The 20,321-nt window shown below is 61.5% G+C and carries 18 protein-coding genes; 9 read left to right on the top strand and 9 right to left on the bottom strand.

Annotated features, from left to right (window positions below; translation table 11 throughout):
• Positions 1-255 precede the first annotated feature (255 nt).
• Both AC07U1_RS04620 and AC07U1_RS04625 read right to left on the bottom strand, forming a co-directional pair.
• Positions 256-1,914 carry a hypothetical protein gene (locus AC07U1_RS04620; RefSeq protein ID WP_037553316.1) on the bottom strand — a complete coding sequence of 553 codons (1,659 nt, stop codon included), beginning with the start codon at positions 1,912-1,914 and terminating at the stop codon, positions 256-258.
• 203 nt (positions 1,915-2,117) lie between these two features.
• On the bottom strand, positions 2,118-3,044 hold the full coding sequence (locus AC07U1_RS04625) for a lipid kinase (protein WP_052181962.1): 927 nt from the start codon (positions 3,042-3,044) through the stop codon (positions 2,118-2,120).
• Between the two features lie 369 nt (positions 3,045-3,413).
• Between AC07U1_RS04625 and AC07U1_RS04630 the strand changes: the two genes are divergently transcribed.
• Positions 3,414-3,737, top strand: a complete 324-nt coding sequence (locus AC07U1_RS04630; protein ID WP_037553318.1) for a DUF736 domain-containing protein — start codon at positions 3,414-3,416, stop codon at positions 3,735-3,737.
• Positions 3,738-3,820: 83 nt separating this feature from the next.
• The gene (locus AC07U1_RS04635) at positions 3,821-4,750 is read left to right on the top strand and encodes a HEPN domain-containing protein (protein WP_037553319.1); all 930 of its coding nucleotides are present in this window, start codon (positions 3,821-3,823) and stop codon (positions 4,748-4,750) included.
• Positions 4,751-4,756: 6 nt separating this feature from the next.
• On the opposite strand, the gene AC07U1_RS04640 is transcribed toward AC07U1_RS04635, so the two are convergent.
• Positions 4,757-4,972, bottom strand: coding sequence for an EexN family lipoprotein (locus AC07U1_RS04640; RefSeq protein ID WP_448688977.1), 216 nt, complete (start codon positions 4,970-4,972; stop codon positions 4,757-4,759).
• A gap of 224 nt (positions 4,973-5,196) precedes the next feature.
• Here AC07U1_RS04640 and AC07U1_RS04645 point away from each other — a divergent pair, with 224 nt between their 5' ends.
• From AC07U1_RS04645 to AC07U1_RS04660, 4 genes are all read left to right on the top strand, one after another.
• Positions 5,197-6,273 (top strand): PIN domain-containing protein, encoded by a 1,077-nt coding sequence (locus AC07U1_RS04645; protein WP_037553323.1) that lies wholly within the window; start codon positions 5,197-5,199, stop codon positions 6,271-6,273.
• Between the two features lie 163 nt (positions 6,274-6,436).
• Complete coding sequence (locus tag AC07U1_RS04650; RefSeq protein WP_037553325.1) at positions 6,437-7,534, top strand: MarR family transcriptional regulator; 1,098 nt, start codon at positions 6,437-6,439, stop codon at positions 7,532-7,534.
• Positions 7,534-8,442: a hypothetical protein gene (locus AC07U1_RS04655; protein WP_037553327.1), complete on the top strand. Its 909-nt coding sequence runs from the start codon at positions 7,534-7,536 to the stop codon at positions 8,440-8,442. Before AC07U1_RS04650 ends, AC07U1_RS04655 begins: the two co-directional genes overlap by 1 nt.
• A 52-nt stretch (positions 8,443-8,494) precedes the next feature.
• Positions 8,495-9,211 carry an SDR family NAD(P)-dependent oxidoreductase gene (locus AC07U1_RS04660; protein WP_037553328.1) on the top strand — a complete coding sequence of 239 codons (717 nt, stop codon included), beginning with the start codon at positions 8,495-8,497 and terminating at the stop codon, positions 9,209-9,211.
• A gap of 10 nt (positions 9,212-9,221) precedes the next feature.
• Here the strand turns inward: AC07U1_RS04660 and AC07U1_RS04665 are convergent, their stop codons facing one another.
• The 4 genes from AC07U1_RS04665 to AC07U1_RS04680 all read right to left on the bottom strand — a co-directional run bounded on the left by AC07U1_RS04665 (position 9,222) and on the right by AC07U1_RS04680 (position 17,360).
• On the bottom strand, positions 9,222-12,158 hold the full coding sequence (locus tag AC07U1_RS04665) for a YecA/YgfB family protein (RefSeq protein WP_197411522.1): 2,937 nt from the start codon (positions 12,156-12,158) through the stop codon (positions 9,222-9,224).
• Positions 12,155-12,940 (bottom strand): hypothetical protein, encoded by a 786-nt coding sequence (locus tag AC07U1_RS04670; protein WP_037553329.1) that lies wholly within the window; start codon positions 12,938-12,940, stop codon positions 12,155-12,157. Before AC07U1_RS04670 ends, AC07U1_RS04665 begins: the two co-directional genes overlap by 4 nt.
• 39 nt (positions 12,941-12,979) lie before the next feature.
• Complete coding sequence (locus tag AC07U1_RS04675; RefSeq protein ID WP_037553330.1) at positions 12,980-15,943, bottom strand: TrlF family AAA-like ATPase; 2,964 nt, start codon at positions 15,941-15,943, stop codon at positions 12,980-12,982.
• 511 nt (positions 15,944-16,454) lie between these two features.
• Positions 16,455-17,360 carry an endonuclease/exonuclease/phosphatase family protein gene (locus AC07U1_RS04680; protein WP_495177316.1) on the bottom strand — a complete coding sequence of 302 codons (906 nt, stop codon included), beginning with the start codon at positions 17,358-17,360 and terminating at the stop codon, positions 16,455-16,457.
• Positions 17,361-17,500: 140 nt separating this feature from the next.
• On the opposite strand from AC07U1_RS04680, the gene AC07U1_RS04685 reads away from it, so the two are divergent.
• The gene (locus tag AC07U1_RS04685) at positions 17,501-17,776 is read left to right on the top strand and encodes an HU family DNA-binding protein (RefSeq protein WP_037553418.1); all 276 of its coding nucleotides are present in this window, start codon (positions 17,501-17,503) and stop codon (positions 17,774-17,776) included.
• 249 nt (positions 17,777-18,025) lie between these two features.
• On the opposite strand, the gene AC07U1_RS04690 is transcribed toward AC07U1_RS04685, so the two are convergent.
• Positions 18,026-18,538 (bottom strand): SOS response-associated peptidase family protein, encoded by a 513-nt coding sequence (locus AC07U1_RS04690; RefSeq protein ID WP_037553332.1) that lies wholly within the window; start codon positions 18,536-18,538, stop codon positions 18,026-18,028.
• Positions 18,539-18,593: 55 nt separating this feature from the next.
• Here AC07U1_RS04690 and AC07U1_RS04695 point away from each other — a divergent pair, with 55 nt between their 5' ends.
• Together AC07U1_RS04695 and AC07U1_RS04700 are read left to right on the top strand one after the other, a co-directional pair.
• Positions 18,594-19,211: an SOS response-associated peptidase family protein gene (locus tag AC07U1_RS04695; RefSeq protein ID WP_037553333.1), complete on the top strand. Its 618-nt coding sequence runs from the start codon at positions 18,594-18,596 to the stop codon at positions 19,209-19,211.
• Positions 19,208-19,645, top strand: a complete 438-nt coding sequence (locus tag AC07U1_RS04700) for a DUF1810 domain-containing protein (RefSeq protein WP_037553335.1) — start codon at positions 19,208-19,210, stop codon at positions 19,643-19,645. Before AC07U1_RS04695 ends, AC07U1_RS04700 begins: the two co-directional genes overlap by 4 nt.
• Positions 19,646-19,657: 12 nt before the next feature.
• Here AC07U1_RS04700 and AC07U1_RS04705 read toward each other — a convergent pair whose 3' ends face one another.
• Positions 19,658-20,215 (bottom strand): cytochrome b, encoded by a 558-nt coding sequence (locus AC07U1_RS04705; RefSeq protein ID WP_037553336.1) that lies wholly within the window; start codon positions 20,213-20,215, stop codon positions 19,658-19,660.
• Positions 20,216-20,321: the final 106 nt, after the last annotated feature.

A 20,321-nucleotide genomic window follows, 5' to 3' on the forward strand; every position in this document is an offset into this window, starting at 1 on the left:
TCGGGACGAAGGCGGCAAGCCGGGCGTTGAGAACTTGCTTAGCGAACAAGCGCCGCCGCCTTTAGCCCGAGGGCTTGGACATGCGCAGCGGCCACCCGGCAGGATGGAATAGGAAAACTAAGCTAAGCAGGTTCTCACGCCTGGCACCGTGCGCCTTGCCCGATGCACCTCAAAGCATAGCTTTGCCCCTGTCGCTTGCAAGCCGGCTGTGCGGAGATAGGTCCAGATCGAGTCAAATTCCTGCGGACCGCGAGGCTATTTCGCGCCCTTTAGTTCGTCGTCGAGTGAGCATTCGGTGACCATCCCCGAAAGGTCGGGAAGGGCGGGCAGCCCCGAGGGGCCGGGTCCCGTGTCTGGCTTGAAAGCAGGCATCATGAACGACGGGAAATTGAACTCTGGAGGATTTTCGGCCGCGAGCGTCTTGCCGACCTCGGCGAACGGGTGTTTGAAAAAATGTTGGTTGAGCGCGTCGGCGATACCCTTTTCCTTTCCGGCACGCGCCAACGCAAGAACCGCATCCCCGTCCTTCCAGTCGATCGGCGCCTTGGACCGCTTGGCCTTTTCTTCCTTGAGAAGATAGAGAGCGTCGGCATCGATCGTTCCGCTCGTCCATATCTCGAAGCGATGTTCGGCTTCTCGTAGGGCGGCATGGTTCGCATAGTGCGCACGAAAGATCGGAATCTTTTTGAGCCAGATTTCGACCTCAGCGCGCGACAGTGATCCGCCGGGCTCTTTGCCTTTACATTCGATCGCTGTCACCGCGCTCGACTGCTGGGTGATGGCCTGAACGTCTATGTCCGCGGTCTGGCCGGTCGCAGGATTTCGCGCGGTAACCCCCATATCGATAGAGATAGCGCTTCGCCGGGCGAGGTAGCCGACCACTAACTCGAATAGGATGCCGCGCAGGTTGAGGCTGCGTCCCTCGATGTCGAGCAAATTGTCGAGGAGGTATGTGAGCCGCTCAGGACTGGACGATGCATATTTGGCGGCATTTTTTAGGACTTCGCATAGTGACGCAATCGCCACCCCAACCCGTTTGCCGAACAGATCTTTCGGCGTGGCGAGCATCACGCCCGCGGCATGGCCAGCCTTCATTGCTTCGCCGGTAAATTCTTCCGCGACAATGATCGACAACACCCCGATATTCTTGAGGGTCGCCTTGAGCATCCTCGCCTTGCGGATGAAGAACTGGATTTCGTCGGCGGTAAGCCGCCCCTCAGCGAACACGTCGGCGACAATGAAGCCGGGCTTGCCGCCGGGACCCTGGAGCGGAAGCAGGTAGCTCGGGCCGGCGAAATCGAAGGCGAAGGGGCCGATGGGCTGGAGTTCTTCGTCGCCGCGGATGCGGATCAGATTGTAGCTCGCAAATCCGATCTTCCTCGCCCATTCGCGCATTCCGTCGAGCAGAATCCCCTCTGTGAGGTCGCGGGCCCTTAGTCCGGCAGGCGTGCCGAAAGCCAGCGACGGCGCGAGCTCGAAACATCGGCCGTGGTCGATATTATGTATTTCCTTGATGAACCCTGCGGCGATCAGGCGTTGCGCGACCGTCTCGACCGGCAGCTGTCCGCGCTGCGGGATGACCGTCGCGCCGCTGATCGACGCGAATTGGTCGGCACGGATGAGGCCGCCGCGTGCGATCATGCCATCGACCGATGCAGCGAAGACCGAATTGGTCGCGCGCATGTCGCGAATGAAATTCTGCCAGAAGCGTTCGCTGTTCCGATCCTTGTCGAGATAGAGAAAGGCTTCGCGCTTGGGCAGCATCGGGACTGGAAAGCGGCGTATCGGTTTTGCGACCCGAGCGACGCGCTGGCGCGCTGCCTCTGGGCTCGCTCCGGCAGCGACGAGCGCCTCGACAATCAGCGACGAGCGCGATGGGCCATGCTCTGAAAGATATTGCGCGATGGTGGTCATGGTCGATGTCACACTGCTTAATTTATTAATTTAACTACCCTGTGCCTCCTCGTTTTTCAACCTTCGATATGAACTCAAATTTTTCAAATACTTAACGAGACGATTTTTGGACGTCCGCGCGGCGCGATGTCACAGAGCCATTTCGAACGACTGAAAATCGTCGCCGCACGCTGCAGCCGCAACTGCGCTGGGCCTTCGCTCGGTCAGTGATGGTAGAGCGGGAATTGCCGTGCGGTGGTCGGGCATTCGCACGGGGCGAGCACCGATATCGCTCGAGGCAAGACGCGGAAATGCGCAGGCGTCGCGGTGACGATCTCACCGTCGGTGTTCACCGGCATCGGCCGCCGCGTCTCGATATCGAACTCGACGCATTTGGCGGTGCGCACTTCCTTCCACGCGCCATGCGTGCCGGACCGGAAGGCGCGAAGCATGAGGGCGAGCTTCCAGAGGTTTTTGACCTCGAGACTATAAAGATCGAGCGTGCCGTCGTCGATCGCGGCATTCTCTTCTACGACATTACCTCCCCCGTAGAGACGCCCGTTGCCGATCGCGACCTGATAGGTGCTGACGGTCCTCGACTCGCCCTTCTCCCTGATCCTCGCCCGGAACCGCTGGGCAGCCAGGATGACCCGCAGCGCGGCGACGGCATAGCCGAGGCGGCCGAACCTTTTCTTGATCGCCGGGTCGAGCTTCTGCGCAAGTTCGCTGCTGATCCCGATGCTCGCGACATTGAAGAAGGCATGGCCATTGACCATGCCGACATCGATCCGTCGGCTGTGACTCTCGACAATGACGTCGGCCGCCGCCGCGAAGTCGAGCGGGATCGACAGGGTGCGCGCCAAGTCATTCGCGGTTCCGGCGGGAATGATTCCCAGCGGCAGGCCGCTCTCGATCACCGCGGGCGCGGCGGATGAGATCGAACCGTCGCCGCCGCACACGACAATGATATCGGCGGTCTGATGCAAGCGTGTCACGTCGCGTGCAATTTCGGGCAAGCTCTCGAACGGCTCGACCGTCACCAGAAGGCCGCCGGCAGCGAGGCGCTCGCGAACGGGAACGAGCGCCTGCTCGCCCTGCCGCGCCTTTGCATTGTGCAGCACGAGGGCGCGCGTACCTTTGGGCCACGGCATCGACACGATCCTGTTCAGCAGAGTTACGACCGTCGAGCGCGTGCCTTCAGAAGAACCACGCCCGATAGAGCAGGCCTATATATCGCCGCGACGAGGCCGGGAAGCATCCGTATCGATGCAGCTCCCTTTTCGGCTTCGTCATATCCTTGGCGCGATCGCTCGCCCTGATCGCTCTTCCATTTTCGAAGTTCGACCGGTCCCACCCAAGAGCGCTCCGCCAATCTGGTCGGCGGCGGCGCCCGCGCAAGCGAGGCGTAGCCTCACTCCTCCGCTGCGCTTCGGCCCTTCGGGTGCGCAAGCGCCTCAAGCCGCCGACCCGCCCGGCTGCACGCCCGGGATGGTCCCGGGCAAATCAGCAGGAGTATCGACATGGCGAGCATCGGCATCGTCAGCGGCAGCATCGAGAAGGGCTTTGTGGGCCAGCTCATCACGCTGTCGATCAAGGCACCGATCGAGATACGCCCCAACCGCGGCAAGGCGAGCGATGTGCAGCCCGACTATCGCGTTTGGTCCGATGGCGTCGAGATCGGAGCCGGCTGGATTCGCGTCGCCGAGCAATCGGGGCGTCCCTATGTCTCGCTCTCGCTCGCGACCCCCGAGTTCGGGCCGCGGCGCATCTACGCCAATCTCGGGCGGGCCGCGGGGCAGGATCGCGACGATGTTTTCGCGATCATCTGGACACCCGCCGACTGAGCGGCGGCCATCTTGCGGCATCCTTGCGCATCGGAACAATCTTCCGGGTGCAAGGGTGCCGCCACCTTGTTAGGGTGACCCCAATGCAGAGCAGCCTCGAACATCTTCCCCCGCACAAGCAACGCGAGATCGAGCGCGTCGTCGAGATCATCTTCGAGGAATTCGAGGATGCGCTGGCGCTCGCGACGCAGGACTGGAAGCGCAAGGGCCGGATTTCCAAGATCATCCTCTACGGCAGCTATGCACGGGGTGGGTGGGTCGACGAGCCGCACACGGCGAAGGGCTATCAGTCGGACTATGACCTGCTGATCATCGTCAACGACAAGCGGCTGACCGATCGGGCGGACTATTGGTCGAAGCTCGACGACCGGCTCATTCGTGAGCTGTCGGTAACGAAGCGGCTCCGCACGCCGGTGAATTTCATCGTTCACAGTCTCGACGAGGTGAATGCCGGACTGACGCAGGGTCGCTATTTCTTCATCGACGTCGCTCGTGACGGGATCGCGCTGTACGAGGCCGACGGGAAGGAGCTCGCAGAACCCAAGCCGATGACGCCGCATGCGGCGCTCGAGATGGCGCGCGAGTATTTTGATGAGTGGTATCCTAGCGGAGCGCAGTTTCTTCATCACTATCGAAGCGCTGTCGCTGCAGGTTGGTTGAACAATGCGGCCTTTCAGCTTCATCAGGCGACGGAACGATATTACCACTGCATCTTATTGGTATGCACTTTCCACACGCCGCACATCCATAATCTTGTTTTCCTGCGCACCCAAGCCGAGCGGATCGATGATCGATTGATCGAGGCATGGCCGCGAGAAGTTAAGGCCGACCGGTCGCGGTTCGAAAAGTTGAAGGAAGCGTACATCAAGGCGCGCTATTCGAAGCATTACGCGATCACCGCCGACGAACTGGAATGGCTCGGCGCGCGGGTTCAGCATCTCGCCGGTATCGTCGAGACTATTTGCCGTGACCGCATCGCTGAGCTTGAGACAACAGCGCGTCAGGCAGGTTGAGACCCGCTACTTTTTCCCGCGGAACCGCTCGAATTTGGCCTTTCCCTCGGCAGTCTCGACCGCGACATTGGCATTGCTGCATTCATCGCCGCGCTTGTCGCCCGCCGTGCAGCTTTGGACGACGTCGCGTGCCTCATCGAGATTGGCCTCGAAATATTGAACGCTGCGTGGCTCCGGCGGAGCACATGCTGTCAGGATCGTCAGGCTGGCGATCGCCAGCATCTTGAAAATGATCATCGTCACCTCCGACGATCAACTCTAGCGTCGGCGACCCGGTCCATGCAGTGGCGATTTGAGATTTAGAACCAAATTGAGGCTAGTTCTCCGTCCATCGGCCTATGTGAGCCAGTTTTGCGCCATTCTTAGCTCTCTCTCAAGCGTCGCATTGGGCGGCGAGGCTCAAGGGAACGATTGAGGAAATCCGTCGCAAAAGCTAGTTTGCAACGATGAGCGAACCACCAGCACCGCGCGGACAGCGCCTCGTCACACCATATGCTTTCATCGATACCGAGGCTTTTCGTGCGGCGGGTCTCGACTGGCAATCGCGAACTTGGTCCAGCCTGATCGATCTAGCGTCGAAGAGCACGCTCGAGCCGATCACGACTTCCATCACCACGCGGGAGGTTGAAGCGAGACTTTCGGAAGCGCTGGCGGAGGCGGAAGCAGCAGCGAAGAAGCACGGCGCGATTTTTGGCCAGCTTGGAGAAAGCGGTCCCTTTGGTGATACCGATCCAGCCGATCGGAAGGCACTGCTTCACGCGCGCTTTCGAGAATTCCTAGCGACAGCAAAATTTACCGAAATCCCCGTTGTTGCCGATCACAAAGCGATTTTTGACGATTATTTTGCTGGTGCTGCGCCCTTTGGGGAGGGCAAAAAAAAGAGCGAGTTTCCGGACGCCTTTGTGCTGTCGAGCCTCCTCGCCTGGATCCGGCCCGGTCGACCCAGAATATATGTGGTTGGCAAGGATCCGGACCTGGTGAAATTCTGCGAGGGACGGGACGATCTGATCCAATTGGACTCCGTTGCCCAGCTTCTCTCGCTGGCTCTGGCGTCAGCCCAGTTGGTGAAGCGTCTTGAAGCGCATGTCCGTGGAGACGCGTCCCTGCTCGAAAGGCTGAGGGCACGCCTTAACTCCTATCGTCCGCGCCGTGTCGATATCGAGGTTGAAGATGTCGAGTTCTTCGATCTTGAGATTTCGAGCGTGTTTCTCGTCGACGAATCCGAGGAGGGACAGGATTTTGTCCTTGAGGTCGAAGTCTTGGCTGAGGTCGAAGCCGACGTTCGTGAGACGGGTCATGAGTATGTCATCTCGCGGCGGGGAGAGCCTGATTTGGATATTCGGACTTACCATGCTCGTCCAACTTCCAGCGCGGCTATTTATGTTGAGGTGCTGGTGTCCGAGGACGATAGTGGCGAAGAGCCAGCCTTGGTGACGACCGATTGGGCTATCACATCGGGCGATATCGAGATCAAATTGCCATCTCAGTTCAGCAGGCGTGAAATCACCCTCGAGGCGCGGTGACGCCAAAATCCTTCGTTGACGCCACCGGAGCGTTGCCAGTTTCGACGCTTTCCAGATTTCAGATGAAATTTTTTCCATTTTTTTAATGCAAATTTTCTGCGCAGCAAATATCAAGGTTTTTCCGAATATTCACTTTTAGGGTGATTTTTGCTGGGCACAAAATATGGCCGAATTTGAAAATTCTCAGCGCGAATTGCTCGATGCGCTTTTGGAGGCGCTTTTGGCGCTGCCGCAGTCGCACGCGCAAATCGAGCGATATGAGGTCGAAATCGGGCCTCGCGGCCGCGCCGACGCCCTGATCGGCGCATATATCGGCCGCCAGCCGCTCTTATTGCTTGTCGAAATCAAGGCGCAGCTTTTTCCGCGCGATGTGCGCGAAGCAATCTGGCAGCTTCGGAATAATCAGGCCCATCTCAGCAATTCCGGTGACGACCGGGAAATCATTCCTTTTTTTGTCGCCCGTGCGATCTCGCCGGGCGCTCGAGAGATTTTTCGGGAAGAGCGCGTCGGATATTACGACCTCGGAGGCTCGCTTTATATTCCGGGGAAAAAGGCATTCATATTTCTCGATAAACCGGCTCCGAAAAAAGGGACGAAGAAATTCGATTCCATTTTTCAGGGGCAAAAGGCGCGCGCACTCCATGAAATTTATGAGAGGCGGCAGGACTGGCTGGGCGTGAAGGATCTCGCCGATGCGAGCGGCGTATCGCCCGCTACGGCTTCCGAGACCCTCACGGAACTCGAACGGCGCGAGTGGGTGGATGTGCAGGGGGCGGGTCCGTCGAAACAGCGTCGATTGCGCGCCGCACGGCCCCTTCTCGAAGCTTGGACCAGCTATGCGAGCGATCAGAAGGCGCCGACAGTGCGGCGTTACTATGTCCCGAAAGGGAGTGACGCACTGGCGCTGGCGCTGCGCCTTGATCAGGCGTGCGACGAGGCGAAAGCCGCCTATGCGGTCACCGGCGAGGTAGCCGCTCAAATCTATGCCCCCTATCTTTCTTCCATCTCGCAGCTTCGTTGCCGGATCGAGCCCGGGCAGAAGCTGATCGAGGCGCTGCTCAATCTCGACGCCCGGCCCGTGGCGGAGGGGTGGAATCTCGGTATCATCGAGGCGAAGAGCCGGCGCGATGTCGCGGTCGGCCAACGGATCGATGGCGTCTGCTATGCGCCGCCGCTGCAGGTCTATCTCGACCTGCTCCAGGCGTCCGGCCGTTCCCGTGAATTGGCGATGCACCTCCGTAGCGAATGTCTGGATAAATAATGCCCAAACCACAGACGATCAGCGGCTATGAGGACATGGTCACCGACGCGTGCGAGCGCGTACTGGTCACGCTCCTGCGCGGGCTTGGACCATGGAAGGATTCGGTCTTTCTCGTCGGCGGACTCGCGCCGCGCTATCTCGTGACCGCCAGGCCGCCGAAAGTCCCGAAACATGCGGGCACGGGTGACGTCGATATCGTCGTCGACGTCGGAATCCTCACGACGACCGAAGCCTACAGTACGCTAGAAGAAAATCTAAAGGCGATGAACTTCGAGCGCGCCGAGAATGAAAAGGGTGCGAAGCAATCCTGGCGGTGGCGCGCCGAGATCGAGGACGGCACGACGATGATCCTCGAGTTTCTGGCGGACTCGCCGGAACTTGGAGGCGGCAAGGTAAAGGAACTTCCTTCGGACGGAAATGTCTCGGCGTTGAACATCCCCCACGCTTCCATGGTGTTCGACCATCACGGGACCGTCGAAATCACGGCGGACCTGCTGAACGGTAAGGGCCGTGCCACCGAGGTCGTGCGCTACGCTGATATCGTCACCTTCACCTGTCTCAAGGCCTTTGCTTTCGATCAGAGGTTCGAGCGCAAGGATGCGCACGACCTGATCTACTGCATCGAGAATCTGGAAGGTGGCGTCGGCGCGGCGCAATCCGCATTCGCGGCTGCACTGACCGGTCCGCATGCCGAGGCGATACGCGAGGCTCTTACTCGCATGGCGGCTCGCTTCCGCGATCCCAATCCCGACGAGAGCTATTTGCGCGACGGGCCCGTCGCCGTGGCAAGTTTCGAAGACGACGAAGCCGATGTCTCGGCCGACCCCGATCTGCTGAACGCCCGGATCTTGCGGCAGCGACATGCCGCGGAAATTATGGCCGACTTCCTCAAGGCATTCGAAATCTGATGACGAAGGCTGTGATCGCAGTTTCGTTCCGGCGCATTCCAAGAGCTTGCCCGTGAACAAAGCGATCATAGTCGGCGCGAGTTCAGGGATCGGCCGAGAGCTGGCGATGCTGCTCTCGCATCATGGCTATTCGGTTGGCGTCACCAGTCGGCGCCGCGACCTGCTCGCCAATCTCGCTGGCAATTCTTCCGGTTCGATAATCTACGAGGCGTTCGACGTGGCCGACACGACCGCGATGCAACGCGGACTCGCCGCCCTGATCGAGCGGCTTGGCGGGCTCGACTTGCTGGTGATCAGTGCCGGGGTCGGCCACATAAATGCCGATCTTGTCTGGGAGGCGGAACGCGAGACCATCGCGGTGAATGTCGAAGGTTTCGCGGCCGCGGCCAATATCGGCATGCAGCACTTCATCGCCCAAGGCACGGGGCATCTGGTGGCCATTTCGTCGATCGCGGGATTGCGGGGAAGCGGCGACGCGCCTGCCTACAATGCGTCCAAGGCCTTCGTCTCCAACTATATGGAGGCGCTACGCCAGAACATGGCGCGCCGGGGCCTGCCGATTGCAACGACCGACGTGCGGCCCGGCTTCGTCGACACCGCGATGGCGAAGGGTGACGGACTCTTCTGGGTTGCTTCGCCTGAAAAGGCGGCGAAGCAGATCTACGGCGCCATCCGCGCCCGTAAGTCTCATGCCTATGTCACCAAACGCTGGTGGCTCGTCGCTGGCCTGATGAAACTTCTGCCGAACGCCATCTACGACCGACTCTAGCCGCTCGCGATCATCGCCCGTGGCAGATTTTGTATTTCTTGCCAGAACCGCAGGGACATTTTTCGTTGCGGCCGACCTTTTTCCTCGGCTCAACCTCCCTGGGGGCACCGCGACGCTGATCGAACAGCGCCTGCAAAGGGGCAGGAATCACAACCTGTCGCTGCGGGGGACCGCCTTTGCGCCGAACCTCGCGAATGATGGCCTTCTGCTCCTGGAATGCCGCGCGATGGTTCGGATCCATCGCATCCTCGAACGGCAGCAGCCGCTCGACCTCGTTCGCCGCCGCATCATGGTCGCCGCAGTACGCAAGAACCACCGCATATAGAGCGCGAGCTTCGAGAACGGGCCCCGCGAGGCCCGCGCCTTGCAAGATGGGGAAGATGTTCCGTTCGAAGGCCTCGCGGGCGCTTATGAAGTCGTTCACCCAGACCAGTTCTTCGACAAGATCGAGACCAACCCGGACGAATGACTGGTAGGATTGCGACAGTTCGTAGAATTTCATCGCATGGATGCGTGCGAGAGTAGATCGCTGGCTCTTCCGGCCCAAGGCCTGCGCGAAAAGATCGTGACTGTCTGCCAGATGTTTCAGCCGATCGGTGAGATCTTCGTCTTTGGGAAGAAGCTCCCGAAGTTCGGGGGCGTTCCGTCCTATCACATCGTCGGGCCTGATCCCGAGCTCCCGATAATATTCGCCGATGAGGGCGAGTGCCTCACTTACCGCTGTATCGTTGTCGCCGAGCTTGAAGAGGGCGAGGGCGCGATTGTAGCGAAACACGCGCAGATGTTCGGGCTGGTCGGGAAGTCGATCCGAAACTTCGTCAAGCATGGCCCGGACGCCATCAATGTCGCCAAGCTCGGACAAGAGCAACATCCGCTTCATGCCCCAGGCCATCCACTCCTCGTCGCCGAGCTCGTTCGCCCTCAGCAGCGATTCCATCTCGTCGACCCGCTCCCGGCCGGCCTCATAATCTCCCTCGCGCAGATCATTGAAGACCAGGCCGTCGAGCGCCCACAGCCTTGTCTCGGCATCTCCGTTCGGATCGGCCGCGATCGTCAGCAGATAGGGTTCGATTTCCGGCCAGACCCCGAGTTCGTGGAACAATTCGTCTGTGGCAAACTGCACCAATATTCTCGCCTGACCGAGAAGCCCGAACAGACGGATGAGCAGTCCTAACTTCGCGAGGCTCCAGTTGGTCCGGATCGAGCTTACGATGACCCGCTGCAGCGAGCCCAAGGCTTTCTGCTCGAAGTCCTGACCCTTTGCCGAGACGTCCGCTTTGCCGAGTATCCTCACCGCGTCGTGAATTTTTAGGCCGCTATTCCCGAATAATTCCAGCGCACCCGTTGCGGGAAGCGCGCGCAACCGGGCCGTGGCCGCCTTCGCGTCGATGTCGCATGCGGCTTGAAGCAAGGCACTGGCTTCGTCCCGTGAGAGCGCGACATCGGCGAGGCTCAGGACCGCGATCGTTTCTCTGTCGACCGGCGGCAAGCCTTCGAACGCGCGCCTCAGGATAATCTCTTGAGCCGTCTCGACGATATTGGTCTGCTGCTCGATATCCGTACAAAAGGCCCTAATGTCGCCGCCATATTCGCGCGCCGCGATCGTCGCCGCATTGAGTACATAAAATGGCAGGCCTCCGGTAATTCTGGATAGCCGCTCGCAATCGCCGAAATCGGCACGGCAACCAGCATCTTGAACTGCCGCCGCGATAGTGTCTTCGTCCCAGCCGTTCAGAGTCTCGGCTTGAATATCTAGTCCTGCTTCGAGTTCGGCGATGTGCCGACCCGGTTGGCTCAGCAGGACAAATCGGAGATTGGGGCCCCGTGCTACCAGCGCCTCTATATCGGCCGCGGGAATGCGGTGGCTGTTATCGATGACGACAGCCGCGTGAAGGCCGTCTTCGCCGAGCTTGATGCTCAGCGCGCTCACCATGTCCAATCCGCTCGCGCCCGGCAGAAGAATTTCGCCGAGCTTGTCGTTGGAGCGACCGAACATCTTCGCCGCCACTTCGCGCGCTACCGCTGACGCGAGCGCGGGTCCCGGCGTGTCCCCAACGTCGAGATAGGTGACCGGGAGCGCAGCATGGACCGCGGCCTCGGCCATCCAGGCGGTTTTCCCCGAGCCCGAAAGTCCCGCTATGATGCGGACGGGCTGGTCACTTAGCAGGGCGGGTTCGTCGACCTGGGCGCGGTACACCGGGGGCGGCGCCGGAAGCTGCTGCATCTGGACCACGAGCTGCTCGAACAGGTCCGGCAATTCCTCGCGGGAAAAACTGTGATCCTCGCGCGGAGGCGTGCCAGCGGATGCGAGCATGACCATGGCGGCCAGCTTCCAGGTCAGCGTCTCCGGCCTGAGCAACCCGAATGGCAGCTGCGCCGCGAGATCCGAGCAATATGCAGCCATACCGGCAACATTGTCGGCAGGTCGAGGCAGGCAATTGTCGGAGGGCTCAGGACCGCCTGGCCAATGCAGCTCGACATCGTCAGGCCAGTCATCCGCGGCAATCTTCTTGAGCAGGGCTGGCGACGGAGGCGCATTCGTCGCGATCACGAATCTCGCGTCGCCAGCTCGCAGGCCGTTCTGATGATCCGCACGTATGTCCTCGAAACGCTCTAGTGCTCCTGAAATATCACTGGGATTGAGGACGTCCTGCCGCGTTTTGACCTGCGCATAGATACGGGCGTCCGGAAGCTGGACTTCAATGTCCTCGTCCCGCTCGACGATGATATGTTCGGCTCCCGCCTTTCCCGCGAGGAGAAGGCACGCTGCCGCGAAAAGATGCTGGTAGAGGAAACCCCTGTGTACGGCCTCGATCCGGATGAGTTGGCGCTCGTCGAGAACGAGGAGTTCGTCGACCGGCGGCTGTGGGCGTTCTGCCTCATCCTCCGCGCGGTGATCGGCCGCATTATGACCGGAATTGTCTCCGGGATCTTCTGACGCGGTCATCGCGTCGTGAAGGCTGCGACGACCTTGTTCGTCCCGTCCATGAGCAGGCCGCACTGAATGTCGGCGACCAGGACCGTCGAATTCACCGTGATATCGGTCGGATTGCTGATCGTCGTCTTGCCATAGGGGTAGGTGGCGCGAACGACATTCGGGAGCTTCGGCACGACAACAAAGGCAATCTTGGCTTGGGGTTTGAAGGCTTGCGCTTCGGCGACGCTCATGGGGATGGTCCCGATGACCCCACCCTTGTTGGCGATGAAAAGCTCTTCGCCATAGCGCGCCGGTTCACCCTCGAAGATCGCGTTCTCGGTCCGGGTAATCTTGCTGATGGTGGCCTTCGCCCCGAAGCCATTCTGCGCGGAATAGGTGCCGGTCGTGACCTCGCTGCTCGAAATCGTCACGTCGAGGTTGCTGAGGGTGCTGGCCTTCGGACTTTCGACTTTTGCATAATAGAAGGTGTCCCAAGCGCTGAAGTTCGTATTGTCGAACAGGTAGGACTTCACCTCGAAGGCTCCGAGATCGGCATTATAGGCCAGATATTCCGCGCCTTCGATCTTCTTCGAGATGATGAGGGGGCCGGAGCCGCCCGCTGCTGCGAGCCGGGCGCGGTATGCATCGCTGGTCTCGAATTCGTCCTTCGGCGCGACGGGCTTGATGGACGCGATAGCCTGGTCGAAGGTCTGGGGCTGCACCATGGTGCCCGTATAGGCTGCACAGCCCGATTGCGCCTGCGCCAGTCCCGGCGCGCAGATCAGCGCCGCAGCCAGAATGATTTTCCTCATTGGTTTTGCTCCCCCTTGAGCCCGTGCAAAATATCGAGACTAACGCTCCAGGCGAACGCGCAGGCGCCGTGCGCGCTCGCGAAACGCATGTTCCCCGCCCTCGAGAATGTCGCAGACCATCTTGCGGATCGGTGCATCTTCGAGGCCGCCGCTCGCATAGGCGATCTCGGGCAAGCCATCCCCCGGATGCGGGCCGGCCGATGCAACGATGACCTGATCGGCGTCGGTGTTGATCACCAGATTGGCGTTATGCGTGACGATGATGACCTGGCGCTTCGCCTTGGCCTTGAGGAACAGGCCGACGAGTTCATCATAGATCGACTTGGGATCGAGATTTTCCTCGGGCTGATCGATGATCAGCGGCCGCTCATCTGCGTTGTCGAGCGCGAGGTACAGCAGCAGGAGTACGATGCCGCGCGTGCCCGGCGAAAGTTTGCGGATGTCGACCCCATCATAATCGACGCTGTACCGGACTTCGATATGATCGGTGCCATAGAGCCAGCGCGCGAACAGCTTGAGCCAGCCGCGGAATGCGGCGGCATCGCTGCGCTGTGCGAGAGCATGTTCGAAGAAGCTCTTCTGATATTTTTGGCGAAAGTCTTTGAGCGCCTCGGTCACTTCTTCGGCGGTCCCACTCTCCCAAACGCCGCGAAGCTCGTCATTCGCGGCCTCGAGCAATTTGCCCTCGCCGCGGAACGGGCCCTGTCGGCGAAGGTCCAGCAGATCCTCGCCGCGCTTTGCCCACTCCGCCATGTCTGCTCGGCGGGTGACGGTGAATGCAAGCTTCCCGAGCGTCCCGCCCGTCTCGTCCATTCGCGCCCGGATGGGTGCGTAAAGGTCGTTGAGGACCTGCTGTTCCGAAAACACCGCTTCGAAGATCCGCCGGTAGCTTGACTGCCTTTCCGTAGGCAGGCCCTTGGCGCGCTCCTCTGCGCCCTCATAGTCCTTCAGCTTGTCCTGCAGGACCGAGAGCAATTCGGTCTCGGTCGTGATTTTCGTCGACAGGGAATTGAACCGTTCGCGTGTTTCCTTGTCGACGTTTATGATATCGCCGAGCCGCCGGATTTCCGCATCGAGCCGGCCAAGGGGAAGTCTCGTCAGATCGGCATCGTCGGCGATGAGCGGGGTCGCTGGATCGGTGATTGCGATATCGATCCCGCGCCACCCGTCACGGTTCTTCCGGGTGGAGGACAGGTTGTCGTTGATGATGCCGTCCACATTGCCGCTGTACTGCGTCAGAAACGGGTCCCACGCCTCTCCGGCTATGCCGGCATCCTTGTGGCGCTCTTGCGCATCGCGCAGATTTTCGGGCGCCTGATGGGTCCGGAAGTCCGAAACCTCGTCCTGGACGAGTAGCAACTTCTGCTCGCGATTGGTCAGGCGCCTAACCCGTGCGCGCACTTCGTTTGCCGCCTCGGTCAGGGCCTCGAGGCGCTTGATCCGGTCCTCGCTGCCTTTGCGGACAAGCTTGCCGCGGTCCTCGGTGAGCTGGGTGATCTTGAGCTTCTTCTCGTCGACCTGCTTCCGAATGGCCACGATCTGAGATTGCTTCTCGAGCTCGATGTTGATCCGGTCGGACAATTCCTCGAGCTTCTGTTCTTCGCGGCGTCGCGCCTCGCGGAACCGGGCTGCCTTGAGGTCGCGAAGGTCCGCAAAATCGACCGCGCCCTCTCGCTCGGTCGGGCTGTGGGCGTCAAAGACCACGCGCTCGACTTCCGACAGCAGGCCATCGGTCATTCCCTCCGGTGAGCAGAGCGATTCCACGAACTGCTGTGTCAGGTATCGAGCGCGGGCGTAGCCGTCCCATGCCGCCGCGGCATTATCGAGGCCGCGTTCGGTGACAACGCCATTGCCCCAATCGAGCTTCACCGTCGCATCGTCGAGATATTCGCTCGCCCGAACCAGGAAAGACTGCATAGGGAGCTGGTCGGCATGGGCATCGCAGCCCGCTGCGATCATGTCGGCCAGCGCGGTCTTGCCGGACCCGCGCGCACCAATGATCGCGACGAGGCCCGGGTTGAGATCGATCACCGAATTGGGGGCCCACGGCGCATTCGTCAGGGTCACACGGTGGATCGTCTCAGACGGCGCAGCTGCGGGCGGCGCCTCGGTCCCGACGTAAGCGCGGCCCTCGGGATCGATGCAGGCCTGCTTCAGTCCGTCGAATGTCGCCGCACCTTTGATCCAGGTATAGCGGTCGCCATCGGGCGCGCCCGTTCGTTCCACAGAATGCCCGTCGCTGCCGTGCATGCAGGGCTTGAGCCCGCCGTAGGTCTCGCAGATATGCTCGCGACTGGTTTTTCGGCCGAGCCAAAATTCACGTTGCGCCGGGCTCGACGCGAACATGATGTGAGCAAAATGTTCAATCTGCTGGCGCAAAGCTTGGTCTGCGCCATCTTGAAGTCCCGATGTCCCATCGCCCTTCGCGCCGGCGACCGCGATCAGGATATTCTCCTGCGCCCAGCTCATCCCCTTATATTCTTCACGGAGCTGATCGAAGCTTACCTTGAATTGTTCGGAGCCGTGGCGAAGCGCTGAACGATCATCGGTCAGCTCGGAATTGAGCGAACGTCCCAGGCGGATCAGCTCCGAAGGATTACAGGCGAAGGTGTCGGTCGTGGTCTTGAAGGTCAGGCGCTGAAGGAAGCGCGTGAGCTGCTCGATATGATCGGGATCGTCGGGGCAGACGAGCAGATGGGCGTTGATCCACGACCGCGCGGTTCCCACGCTGAACCGAAGCTCGATATTCGGAAAGATCAGGTCGCAGTCCTTGAGGCGACCTTGCTCCTTGCGCGCGCGAACCTCCTTGTAGAGTTCAAGCCCGTAATAGTCGGTAATACCGAGCGCACGGATCGCCGGCGTCGCACCCTCGATCGCGGCAAGATAGGCTTCCCAATCGCCCTTGAACTGGTCGTTGAAGATCGTGCCCGGGGCGTGGACGTGCGGATCCCATCGCAGCCACAACGATCCCGGTCCGATCGATTCCTCTTCCCCCACGGTCATGGCGCGGCACGCTATCGTCAACAGGGGGGAAACGGAAGTGCCGCCGCCAGATCAAACCATTTTGGATCTATTTTGTGCCGGGGCCTGCGGCCTGATCGCAGGGCGGCTCGGGCTCGCCGGAACCGCAGGACTTGCCGGCCGTTTCCCAGTGGCAACGTCCATAGGAGCTGTCATGGCAAGCGCACCGCCCGACCCGCATCCCGATTCTCCCCCGACCGGCCCCGAGCAAGTTCCGGAGCAGGTTCCCCTTCCTGATGACGACGGTCGGGAAAGTGTCGAGGACGTGCCTGACGCAGAATGATCGTCGGGCCGCTTGGCTTCTCGCCTGCGGCATGGCGCCCGCATATCTGCGGAGCGGAAATGGTAAGCCCCGCTACATCGCTGCAGCGGGGCTTCCCTAGATTGCATCCGAAGATGCGATCAAATTCTGCCATTCTTTCGTCTGGACAGGTAAGTGAAACGTGCCGGGCGCGCGATGGTTCCGTGGGCTACTTCGAGGCCCGGAATTTTTCTATCGCCGCAGCGTGACCGCGATCGGGCAGTGGTCCGAATAATGCTTCTCGCCGGGCGCATAGAGCGTTTCGCTGAACCCCGTCCGGTCGGCGGCGGCGCGCCGGTCGAGCACGATATGATCGATGAAACTGTCGTAACGCGGATCGCAGGCCGGCGGCTGGCCCGCGTCGGCGAGCATCAAATCGGCGTTGGCCGGATCGCCATCGTCGATTTTAGTCCAGATCGCGTCGCCGGGAAGCGCGAGCCGCCGGTTCCAGTCGCCCAGCACCGCGAAGCGCTCGGGCCCGGCGGCGGCCGCGTCGATCCAGGCTTCGAGCGCCGGAGTCTGGTCCTGGAATATGGGGCAGGCCTTCGCCTCGTTCCCGGAGAAGCAGCCTGACTTGAGGTGGATGCCGAGAAGGCGGATCGGTGTGCGGCCCTCGGGGCGGAGCGTGATGTCGACGCCCGAGCGAAGCTGTTCGTTGCCGCGCATCAGCGACGTCACATCGGCATGGCGATCGAAGGCCATATCCTTGCGGATCGCAAAACCGACCGCTTGGCGGATCACCGTCTGCGACGGGAACTTGCCGCCGCAGGTGCCGCCCGGCGCGCCCTTCCGCGCTTCCATGATCACGACATATTTGGCGGGGTCGAAGACCCGCGCCGCGGCGGTCTCATTCTCGGCCTCCTGAAAGGCGATCACATCGGCGTCGAGGTCGTCGACGATGCGGCGCATCGCGGCATAATCGCTGTCATCCCTGGGGTTGCAGCCTTCGCCGTTCCTCGCGGCGAGAAATTCCAGGTTCCAGCTCGCAAGCTTGAGCGGTTTCGATGGAGCAGACGGGTTCGCGGGTGCGGAGGTCGCGGGCGAGCAGGCGGCAGCCAGCAGGAGCAGGGCGGATGCGATGAGGCGGTGGGGAAGCATCCGCCGCTACTGCCGCACGCCGCCACCGAGTGCAACTCGCCGTGCCGCGCCTTGGCGCGGCGCAGATGGCGCCGATCCGTCCGCGGCGCTATAGCGCCCGCCCGGCCGGGATCCTTCCGGCCGCTCAAGGAGATGATTTTATGAACCACGCCGAACTGTCGGACAGCGTCGCAACCGCACTTGGTCTGAGCAAGGCCGATGCGAAGAAGGCTGTCGATGCCGTTTTCGCTGCGATCACCGACGCCGCCGCCAAGGGCGACGAAGTCTCGGTGAACGGCTTCGGCAAGTTCAAGGTCAAGGAATCGGCCGCGCGTGAAGGCCGCAATCCCTCGACTGGCGAAACCATCCAGATTGCGGCTTCGAAGAAGCTGACCTTCGGCGCCGCGAAGGCCGTCAAGGATCGTCTGAACGGCTGAGCCGGTACGTCCCGCCGGCGTGCCCGGCGGGACGGCCGCGCGGCGGCATGTCGGGCGCGGCATCTGATGAGCGCGCTCTGGCCTCGCAGGCTCGGCCAGGGGTCGCACTTTTGTTTTGGCCGCGCGGCACACTCGGCTCGCTATCCTTGCGGGGCGGCGGCTAGGCACGGGAGCGCATCGCACGCCGCCCCGCTGCGGGCTCGCCAAGAGTGCGGTTGTTCGGGCCCTGCGGGCCGGCGACATCATGACCTAGAGCGGAAGTTCCGCCTGTTTGCGCAAAGGCTCAACGAACAGCGTGCGACGCGGCGGTTCCTCGAACAGCAGCTCGTTCGGCAGGCTGCCGTCGAGCCAATGGTTCGCGTCGCGCCGCTGGATGATCACGCCGTGGCGCGACTGATAGGGAATGACATCGGCGCCCGCCGGGATGGTGAGGATGCGGTAGGACAGCGGCCAGTCGGCGAGTGGCGGGTCCCACACTGCGGCGAGATAGAAGAAATTGCCGCTGTCGAGCGTCACCCGGTAGCGGTGATCGCCGGTTCCCATGCGAAACTCGGACGCCGGGATCAGGCAGCGGCGCGCCGGGAAGGCGCGGCCCTCGGCGCGCACGAAACGATAATTGATCCCGTCGCTAAACCGCGGGTCGGAACCCCAAACCGCTTTGACCATTTCGATCTCGGTCATATTGTCGGGATTGCGCCGGACGAGCGCTTGCACGCCTCCGCTCGGGGCGTCGGGATCGAAAGGGGTTGGCGCGATACCCATATGTGGAACATAATGGGAACGATGTTGAGTCGCAAGGGCGAGGGGGCCGACGCGCATGTGCAATGATTATCGGCTCGAAATTGACATCGCGTCGATCGCCGAGGACTTCGACAACCTCCAGATCAAGATCGACATGCCCGAGGGCGCACCGAACGTGCCGGCGCGCGAGGATGTCCGCATCACCGATACAGCGCCGATCGTGAAGAGCAGCGACGGCGCCGCCGCCGGATCGCTCGTCAACCGGCGCTGGAGCTGGCCCGGACAGGGCGGCAAACCGGTCTATAATGTGCGCTCGGAGCGCCGCGATCTCGGCATGCAGCGATGCCTCGTCCTCTGCGACGGTTTCTATGAGTTCACCGATCCCACCGACCCTGCGCAGAAGCGGCTCGACAAGTGGCTGTTCACGCTGAAGGACCATCGCTGGTTCTGCATGGCCGGCGTCTGGCGCGACAGCCATGTCGGCGAAGCCTTCAGCCTCCTGACCATGGACGCAGGTCCCGACATCGCACCCTATCACCATCGCCAGATCATTCCGCTGCCACGCGATCAATGGGCCGCTTGGCTCGATCCGCGCGTTCCGGCCGAGGACATATTGAAATGGCTTCCCGAAGGCAGCCTCGAGGTGACGCAGGTATATGGTAAGCCGCCTGCACAAGGCGCTCTTGCCTTATGACGAACGAAGAGGGACTCGATCTGTTCGTGACCGCGCAAGAGCAAATCTACCCGCGCGCGCTCGGCGAGATTCGCCGCGGCAAGAAGTGCTCGCACTGGATGTGGTTCATATTCCCGCAGCTGGCAGGCCTTGGCCGAAGCGCGACGTCGAAGCTCTACGGTCTCGCGGGAGCCGATGAGGCGCGGGCCTATCTGGCCCATCCGCTTCTCGGCGCGCGCTATGCCGAATGCGTCGAAGCGATCCAGGACCTGCCGGCAAGCGACCCGGTGGCGGTCTTCGGCGAGGTCGACGCCGTCAAGCTGCGTTCATCGCTGACATTGTTCGAGGCCGTGAGCCGGCGGCCGCTCTTCTCCGCCGCGCTCATCCGCTGGTTCGGCGGCGAGCGCGATGAGCGCACCCTCGGCCTGCTCAGCCGCGACGACAGCATGCCGTGACGCCGACGCGTGTCAGCCGCGCGGATTGCGAAACAGCGGCAGCATCCGGTGGAGCACTTCGTCCTTGTCGAAAAAATGATGCTTGAGCGCGCCGAGAACATGCAGCGCGAGCACGACGTAAATGGCCTTCACCATCAGCTTGTGTATGTCGCCGAGCTCTTCGGCGAGATCCTCGTTCAGCGGTAGCGGAAGATTGGGCGCGGGCACGGCGCCGTAAAGCGGCACTTCAGGCGCCCCGCCCGCCGACGCTGCGGCCCAGCCGAGAAGCGGGGCGCCGATCATCAGCACATAGAAGAGGACATGGGTCGTGCGCGCGAGCATCCGTTCCCATGACGGCATGCCGCCGGGGAAGGCCGGCCAGGGATGGCCGAAGCGCCAACCGAGCCGGATAATGCTGAGCGCGAGGATCGTGATCCCGACCGATTTGTGCAGATGATAATAGCCAAGTTTCTCGCTGTCCGAGGCGTCCTCCATCCAGCCGCCAAAGGTGGCATTGGCGATGATCAGGATGGCGATCGTCCAGTGCAGGACGATCGAGACGGTGGAATAGCGGCTGTGATTCTCACGCATGATTCGCCTCGCAATAGGTCCGTCACCGGTCTTCCAATGCTTTGGCGGCGATCCTCGTTCCGTCAGCAGGACGCAGCCGTCACGATCATGAGCCCAATTTGTTTCG

Source organism: Sphingopyxis sp. GW821-FHT02C12 (assembly GCF_059421785.1).

What these genes read in the sequence shown, in the direction of transcription:
- AC07U1_RS04705 (WP_037553336.1), bottom strand. Translation starts at nt 20,215, where the DNA reads ATGCGTGAGAATCACAGCCGCTATTCCACCGTCTCGATCGTCCTGCAC.
- AC07U1_RS04630 (WP_037553318.1), top strand. Translation starts at nt 3,414, where the DNA reads ATGGCGAGCATCGGCATCGTCAGCGGCAGCATCGAGAAGGGCTTTGTG.
- AC07U1_RS04695 (WP_037553333.1), top strand. Translation starts at nt 18,594, where the DNA reads ATGTGCAATGATTATCGGCTCGAAATTGACATCGCGTCGATCGCCGAG.
- AC07U1_RS04655 (WP_037553327.1), top strand. Translation starts at nt 7,534, where the DNA reads ATGCCCAAACCACAGACGATCAGCGGCTATGAGGACATGGTCACCGAC.
- AC07U1_RS04670 (WP_037553329.1), bottom strand. Translation starts at nt 12,940, where the DNA reads ATGAGGAAAATCATTCTGGCTGCGGCGCTGATCTGCGCGCCGGGACTG.
- AC07U1_RS04700 (WP_037553335.1), top strand. Translation starts at nt 19,208, where the DNA reads ATGACGAACGAAGAGGGACTCGATCTGTTCGTGACCGCGCAAGAGCAA.
- AC07U1_RS04645 (WP_037553323.1), top strand. Translation starts at nt 5,197, where the DNA reads ATGAGCGAACCACCAGCACCGCGCGGACAGCGCCTCGTCACACCATAT.
- AC07U1_RS04665 (WP_197411522.1), bottom strand. Translation starts at nt 12,158, where the DNA reads ATGACCGCGTCAGAAGATCCCGGAGACAATTCCGGTCATAATGCGGCC.
- AC07U1_RS04650 (WP_037553325.1), top strand. Translation starts at nt 6,437, where the DNA reads ATGGCCGAATTTGAAAATTCTCAGCGCGAATTGCTCGATGCGCTTTTG.
- AC07U1_RS04640 (WP_448688977.1), bottom strand. Translation starts at nt 4,972, where the DNA reads ATGCTGGCGATCGCCAGCCTGACGATCCTGACAGCATGTGCTCCGCCG.
- AC07U1_RS04680 (WP_495177316.1), bottom strand. Translation starts at nt 17,360, where the DNA reads ATGCTTCCCCACCGCCTCATCGCATCCGCCCTGCTCCTGCTGGCTGCC.
- AC07U1_RS04685 (WP_037553418.1), top strand. Translation starts at nt 17,501, where the DNA reads ATGAACCACGCCGAACTGTCGGACAGCGTCGCAACCGCACTTGGTCTG.
- AC07U1_RS04675 (WP_037553330.1), bottom strand. Translation starts at nt 15,943, where the DNA reads ATGACCGTGGGGGAAGAGGAATCGATCGGACCGGGATCGTTGTGGCTG.
- AC07U1_RS04690 (WP_037553332.1), bottom strand. Translation starts at nt 18,538, where the DNA reads ATGGGTATCGCGCCAACCCCTTTCGATCCCGACGCCCCGAGCGGAGGC.
- AC07U1_RS04625 (WP_052181962.1), bottom strand. Translation starts at nt 3,044, where the DNA reads ATGCCGTGGCCCAAAGGTACGCGCGCCCTCGTGCTGCACAATGCAAAG.
- AC07U1_RS04635 (WP_037553319.1), top strand. Translation starts at nt 3,821, where the DNA reads ATGCAGAGCAGCCTCGAACATCTTCCCCCGCACAAGCAACGCGAGATC.
- AC07U1_RS04620 (WP_037553316.1), bottom strand. Translation starts at nt 1,914, where the DNA reads ATGACCACCATCGCGCAATATCTTTCAGAGCATGGCCCATCGCGCTCG.